The organism is Hydrogenobaculum acidophilum (genome assembly GCF_054656715.1).
In genome coordinates, this window is record NZ_BAAHXP010000031.1 from 1 (window position 1) to 6112 (window position 6112).

The 6112-nt window shown below is 35.5% G+C and carries 7 protein-coding genes; 5 read left to right on the plus strand and 2 right to left on the minus strand.

Annotated elements, in window-relative coordinates:
* Positions 1–67 precede the first annotated feature (67 nt).
* The gene (locus ACYQZV_RS08865; RefSeq protein ID WP_459895241.1) at positions 68–214 is read right to left on the minus strand and encodes a hypothetical protein; all 147 of its coding nucleotides are present in this window, start codon (positions 212–214) and stop codon (positions 68–70) included.
* Positions 215–290: 76 nt separating this feature from the next.
* Between ACYQZV_RS08865 and ACYQZV_RS08870 the strand changes: the two genes are divergently transcribed.
* The gene (locus ACYQZV_RS08870; protein ID WP_459895243.1) at positions 291–866 is read left to right on the plus strand and encodes a hypothetical protein; all 576 of its coding nucleotides are present in this window, start codon (positions 291–293) and stop codon (positions 864–866) included.
* Between the two features lie 60 nt (positions 867–926).
* The gene (locus tag ACYQZV_RS08875) at positions 927–1496 is read left to right on the plus strand and encodes a hypothetical protein (protein WP_459895246.1); all 570 of its coding nucleotides are present in this window, start codon (positions 927–929) and stop codon (positions 1494–1496) included.
* Here ACYQZV_RS08875 and ACYQZV_RS08880 read toward each other — a convergent pair.
* Positions 1493–2806, minus strand: coding sequence for a glycosyltransferase family protein (locus ACYQZV_RS08880; protein ID WP_459895248.1), 1314 nt, complete (start codon positions 2804–2806; stop codon positions 1493–1495). The two genes, ACYQZV_RS08875 and ACYQZV_RS08880, sit on opposite strands and share 4 nt — an antisense overlap.
* 14 nt (positions 2807–2820) lie before the next feature.
* On the opposite strand from ACYQZV_RS08880, the gene ACYQZV_RS08885 reads away from it, so the two are divergent.
* The 3 genes from ACYQZV_RS08885 to ACYQZV_RS08895 form a co-directional block, all read left to right on the plus strand.
* Positions 2821–4260 (plus strand): acyltransferase family protein, encoded by a 1440-nt coding sequence (locus ACYQZV_RS08885; protein WP_459895250.1) that lies wholly within the window; start codon positions 2821–2823, stop codon positions 4258–4260.
* Between the two features lie 9 nt (positions 4261–4269).
* Positions 4270–5301, plus strand: coding sequence for a GDP-mannose 4,6-dehydratase (gene gmd, locus ACYQZV_RS08890; RefSeq protein WP_459895252.1), 1032 nt, complete (start codon positions 4270–4272; stop codon positions 5299–5301).
* Positions 5292–6112, plus strand: an 821-nt coding sequence (locus ACYQZV_RS08895; protein ID WP_459895254.1) for a class I SAM-dependent methyltransferase, incomplete at its 3' end; no start/stop codon positions are given. The genes gmd and ACYQZV_RS08895, both read left to right, overlap by 10 nt.

Here is a 6112-nt window from a genome sequence, read left to right on the forward strand (position 1 = left end):
ATTGCCAAGTTCCAATACTTGCTGTAAGTAATACCTTATTAGTAACTAACCAGTGTATTGCTGATGGCTATAGAACTGGAGGTGCAGGGGCTGGTTCAACTCTTACCTTCTCATTTGCGACACCACAAAGCTCTACAGTATTAGCCACTATCACTTCTAGCTTTACAGCCGACAGCATAGGCTCCATGACAGCAGGACCTGCTACGACATTCACATTCAATGATATTCTTGGTAGCAGTAGTAGCAATGGTTTACTTAGTGCATCAGCTGGAACTTACTCTGTAACTTTCATGGATCCTCAATCTACGGTTAACCTGGCCGGAGTAGGATCCTACTTTGGAGGACAGTATGAGATAAATCCAGGCCCTGTTACGCTTAGCATTAATATAACGCCAGTGGTTGGCAGCATGACAGGAAACTCTGTCTCTGTAACAAGCGGTACTTTTATGATATGGGCATTCCCATATGTTAGACTATACTTACCAAGCGTACAATCTGGAAGTGCCTTCGGGGGATGGTTAAAAGTAAGCTTACCGCAAGGTGTAAGTTCCACTGCGCTAATGTTAAACGTGCTTAACAATCCTGGTGTAACTTGTAGCGTAACATGGACATCAACCTCTGGCAATGTATACTATACTAACCTAGCTAATTTAGCTAGCGAATGTACAGGTAATGTTGACTGGACAACAGGTGCTCCTATAGAAGTAACGATAGAAGATCCTACAGTTAAGGCTACAGATGTAGCAGCCTATGCATACCAAATGTACGACGGCTTCTTAAAGAGAATACCTGTAGATATAGTAGCTCCAGAGCAAAACGCTTTCGGTCAAGCTAAATATAACGCAGTCTCTAGCATGAACTATTAATCTTCAATTCCTCATCCCCCTCTTCCTTGGGGGGCATTGCATTATTTGTAATGGTGGGTTATGTTAAAAATTATCAGTGTTTTTTTGATTTTAGCTTTTTTAATAGGATTTTCTTTTGCTAAGCCTACTATAAATGTTGGTTCGTCTTTTTTTATGCATAACGGAGCTTATGCTATAACTTTATACAAAAAGCCTATAAATGTATTTAGCGAAGGTTTTTCTTACGCGGGCGTTTCTTCTTTTAAAGGAAAAAAATACGTTTTGTACATCAACAATGCAAAAGGATATTTTGGTGGCGGTATATACGAAGCTTGGATATCGTTTGTCCCTTTAAAAGTTTATAAATCCATCAGATATCAAATACACAAAACCAATGAAGATTACTACAAAGAAACCCATAACAAACCAAAATTAAGTGCAAAAGAAGTAGCAAACTCCTTAGCTCCTAACTACGGCATGTTTTATACTATTGAAGCTTATTGTTATAATAACAAACTATCTCTTATAAATCCAATAGGTATGAAGTTTATATATAAAATAGGCAAAAACTCTCCAAAGATTAACAAGAGGCTTTTTGACTTGATGTGCAGCTCTAAAATACCTGTAGTAGAGAATAGAGTGATGTATTAAAACACGATAAGAAGCTGCCCTTGTTCTTCAGTATCATCTTTGTATTCTGTTGGATATGGAAAGTATATCTTCTTGGCTTTTGATTTGTAAAGTTCTATAATGGGTTTTATATCTTGGTAATCTCCTGTGATACCCACTGCGTAAGTATCTTCCCAGTTTCCAAGCCATCCTCCCAAAGCTGTCCAGTTTCTATTTTGTAGATTATCATCGTAAGTGGCTATATGTTTTCTAAGGCATCCTATATCTTGGGCTTTTTTAGGGGTTATGTCTTTGTCTTTTGAGATGTTTAGATAGCAATGTAGAGCTTTTAAAAGCTCGTTGAAATGGTAAAATCGCTCTGTTTGCTTTAGGGTAGCCTTTTTGTGTGGCTTTTTTATCAGGCTTTTGTTAAAAATCTCTTTCCAATAAGGATGAGTATTGTTATCAAGGTATAAAAACCAGATGAGATTTTTTGGATATGGATATGGACCTATTTGGCAATACTCCGATAGATATCTACTTGCCAAAGAAGAGATTTCTATATGTTTGGAAAAGTTTAGCGGTTTGTCGTATACGTTTACATCAAAAATAGATGTAATGCTTGAACTTTCTCCAAGCCCATCCTCAAAACCTATATTTCTTACGTAAGAGTACTTTGGATGAAGAGAATATCCGCCTCTTAGAAAAACGCTTGCATACCAAAAAACCGCCCATGTGCTTGCTCTTCTTTCTTTGTTTGCCAGTATTTGCTCAAAATAATGAGTGCATCCACCCAAATTAAATTCATCTATCATCTTTTTGTCAAACATATCCAACAACTTCTCTGGGTTTCTTTCAAAAAACCATGCCCTTTTCCAAGTAGCCCATCCCCAACAACTGGCTGGTCTTATAAAAAACGTATCAGGAAGACCTTTCTTTTTCATAGGAAATATATATCCAGATATGTGCATGACTTTTTCTTCATCTTCATAAAAATTTAGAGCATCGTTCATAAATTTAAGAAAATAAGGGCTAAGATACAGGTCTTCTTCTAAGACTATTGTTTTATCGTAAAAGCCCAAAACCTCTGTAATGCCTTCTGGTATATTTCTTGAAAGCCCGTAGTTTGTAGGCCTTTTAACTATTTCAAGGCTTTTAAAATAATCTTTATATTTAAATACCACCTTTTCTATATCTATTTGCAAGTGCTTTTCATCGTCATTTTTAGGTCCATCTATGAAAACAAAGACTGTGCTGTCTTTTATGCCTTTGTTTTTAACAAGGGAAGATATCATAATATCAAGATGTTTTGGTCTTTTGTAAGAGAATATGGCTATAGGTGCCAAGCTCATATTATAATTGTATCATGAAAAAACCAACGTTAGGATGGTTAAGGGTTTTGTTTGCTTTAAGCGTAATGGATACTCACTTTGGTTTTTATAGAAGCTTTTTTAACCGGTTTTTGGCACCGTTTTTTTTAGATATCTTTAAAAAACCCGTCTTTTATTTTGTGGGAGATGGGCATATAGCAGTATATGGATTTTTTATGCTAAGCGGTTATCTTGTGGCTAATATCTCCAAAAAGTATGAAAAACCAAGCTTCAAAGCCCTCATTCATTTTACCATCACAAGGTATATGAGAATATATCCCCTTTACATAGTTTTGTTTTTTGTTTTTTTTATAATCCTAAAACCTCATGCAAACGTTGGTTATTTTTTTTATAATACGCTCATACCTTATGGAGTCTTAGCGTTGTTCGATAAACATAAGCCTCTTTTGTTTGCAAGTCTTCTCATACCTCAGGCTTGGACCCTTTGCTATGACACCATCTTTTACCCTGTTGGCTTTTTGATAAACTTTTACAAAAAATATTTTTATCCTTTCTTTGTAGGTTTTTTTATCCTTTTTTTAATAGCCTTTTCCAAAAAAGATTTTCCCTTTGCAATGTTTAGTGCTGCAAATTTTTTTCATCTTTATCTTTACTCTTTGGTTAACTTTTGTCTTCTAGCTTTTATAATAGGCGTATTTTTGTATCATATAAAAAGCCTAATACCTAAATCAAAGATGCTGTTTTTACTATCAATCTTACTTTATATCTATATATGCTATCTTCCTTTTTTTCTAAATCCTTTTTTGGGTTATATCTTTGGTCTTTTAGACCTTTCCTACATAATATTTTACCTTGGAGAAAACGGCAAGAGTCCCATAGAAAACTTTCTTGGAAATTTCACTTACGCTGTTTACCTTATTCATCTTCCTATATATATTTATTTTGTTCACAACCCTTATAAAGTTTTTTTCATAAGCCTAATGCTTGCATTTTTTATAGCCATAAGCATTGAAAATTTCTTTGAAAAGATAAGACACCGTATATTCAAATACCATCCCTATCCTTATAAGGACTTAAAGTATCTGGCGATATCTATCTCTTTTATAATATTTTTAAGCTGCATCTTTTATGTTCCCTATATAAAAACTTGGCATAAAACTTATACTTCCAAACCAAGACTCTTAGGTTATTATCAAGACCACTGGATTGGATACATATCTCAGTTTAACACATTTAAAAATAAACTGACCATCTCAATACCACCCCAAAGTCTTCCTATAAAAGGTGTATGTTTATACATATATCCCAAGCATATAACATTTTGTCCTTCTAAAAACTCTTCATTAAAATATACACTAAAACCCTATAGTTATATCATTCTAAAAGCAAACAAAACTTGGATACCAAAGCTTGTAATACCAGGCTCACAAGACAGAAGACATTTAAGTGCAAGAGTGTATATAGATATGCTATAATATACGATTATGAAAAAAGCACTGATAACAGGTATAAGAGGGCAAGACGGGGCATATCTGGCCAAGCTCTTGCTTGAAAACGGCTATGAAGTCTACGGAGCAGATAGAAGAAGTGGGGACTCTTCCAATTGGCGTTTAAAAGAGCTTGGTATAGAAAAACATGTAAAAATTGTATACATGGACTTGCTTGAGCTTACCAACATAAGGCATGTGATAAAAGAAGTAATGCCAGATGAGGTATACAACTTGGCAGCCCAAAGCTTTGTAGGTGTATCCTTTGAACAGCCACTTCTTACCACAGATATAGACGCTATGGGGGTTTTAAGGCTTTTAGAAGCTATAAGAGATATAAAACCAGATGCAAAGTTTTATCAAGCCTCCACCTCCGAGATGTTTGGAAAAGTAAGAGCTATCCCTCAAAACGAAGATACGCCTTTTCATCCAAGAAGTCCATACGCTTGTGCAAAGGTATTTGCTCACTTTATCACCCAAAACTATAGAGAATCTTACGATATGTACGCTTGCTCTGGTATACTTTTTAACCACGAATCACCTCTTAGGGGTCTTGAGTTTGTCACAAGGAAGATTACCTATACGCTTTCTCGTATAAAATACAACCTTGAAGAAAAACTCATCCTTGGAAATCTTGACTCCAAAAGAGATTGGGGCTATGCACCTGAGTATGTATATGGTATGTATTTAATGCTTCAGCAAAGCACTCCAGATGATTATGTGCTTGCCACAAACACTACGCACTCGGTAAGAGAGTTTGTAGAAAAAGCATCTTTGGTAGCTGGATTTGACATAGACTGGCAAGGAGAAGCTGAAAACACAAAAGGGATAGATAAAAAAACTGGCAAAACCATAGTAGAAGTATCCAAAAAGTTTTATAGACCAGCAGAAGTGGATATCCTGATAGGAGATTATTCAAAAGCCAAAGCAAAGCTTGGTTGGGAACCAAAAACCACCTTTGATAAAATAGTAGAGATTATGATGGAAAAAGATTTAGAAAGAGCTTCCAAAGAGGCAAAATGCCAATAGACGACACTTTTTACAGGGCTTTTGAAGAGAAGTTTAGAGGCTCCGAAGAAGAGATAAAAAAACGCCTTGAGTTTTACATACCCCTTTTAAAAGTCTACGCAGAAGCCTATCCATCTTCAAAACCAAAAGCTCTTGATATAGGTTGCGGCAGAGGTGAAATGCTCTCTATATACGAAGATTACGGTTTTGAAGCTTTTGGTATAGATATAAACAAGGTTGTACTAGAAGAAACCCGCTCAAAAGGTTTTAATGTGGCCTATGCAGATGCCCTCGATTTTCTTAAAAGCCAAAAACAAGATACCTACGATGTCATATCACTTATACATGTGTTAGAGCATCTTCCTTTTGAATACGCTTTTGAGCTTCATAAAGAGGTACTTCGCGTATTAAAGCCTGGCGGTACCTATATAGCAGAATTTCCTTTTGCGGAGAATCTAACAGTAGGTACAATAGGTTTTTGGACAGACCCTACCCACCTAAAACCATTGCATCCAGAAACTGTAGCATTTTCGCTAAGTTATTTAGGTTTCACAGAAACCCTTTACTTTGGTGTAAATGGCGGTGTCAAGGACTTAAAAGACGCAGCACTAACCGATATAATAACAAACTATGTAGCCCCAGATGTAGTAGTTGTAGGCATAAAACCAACCGAAAATCGCTTTTTTATAGAAAAGATAAAAACTGCATTAGACTATCTTAAATCTAAATCCTCTTATAGGCTATGGGATATACTTACTTCCGCAAGCAATAATATAGAAAAAAGAATTAAAGAAGATATAGAAAATTTGATATTATCAAACAATCTTGAGAT

Bases quoted from the DNA above. Each gene is read 5' to 3' on its own strand.
- ACYQZV_RS08880 (WP_459895248.1), bottom strand. From the start codon at position 2,806: ATGAGCTTGGCACCTATAGCCATATTCTCTTACAAAAGACCAAAACAT.
- ACYQZV_RS08875 (WP_459895246.1), top strand. From the start codon at position 927: ATGTTAAAAATTATCAGTGTTTTTTTGATTTTAGCTTTTTTAATAGGA.
- ACYQZV_RS08885 (WP_459895250.1), top strand. From the start codon at position 2,821: ATGAAAAAACCAACGTTAGGATGGTTAAGGGTTTTGTTTGCTTTAAGC.
- ACYQZV_RS08870 (WP_459895243.1), top strand. From the start codon at position 291: ATGGATCCTCAATCTACGGTTAACCTGGCCGGAGTAGGATCCTACTTT.
- gmd (WP_459895252.1), top strand. From the start codon at position 4,270: ATGAAAAAAGCACTGATAACAGGTATAAGAGGGCAAGACGGGGCATAT.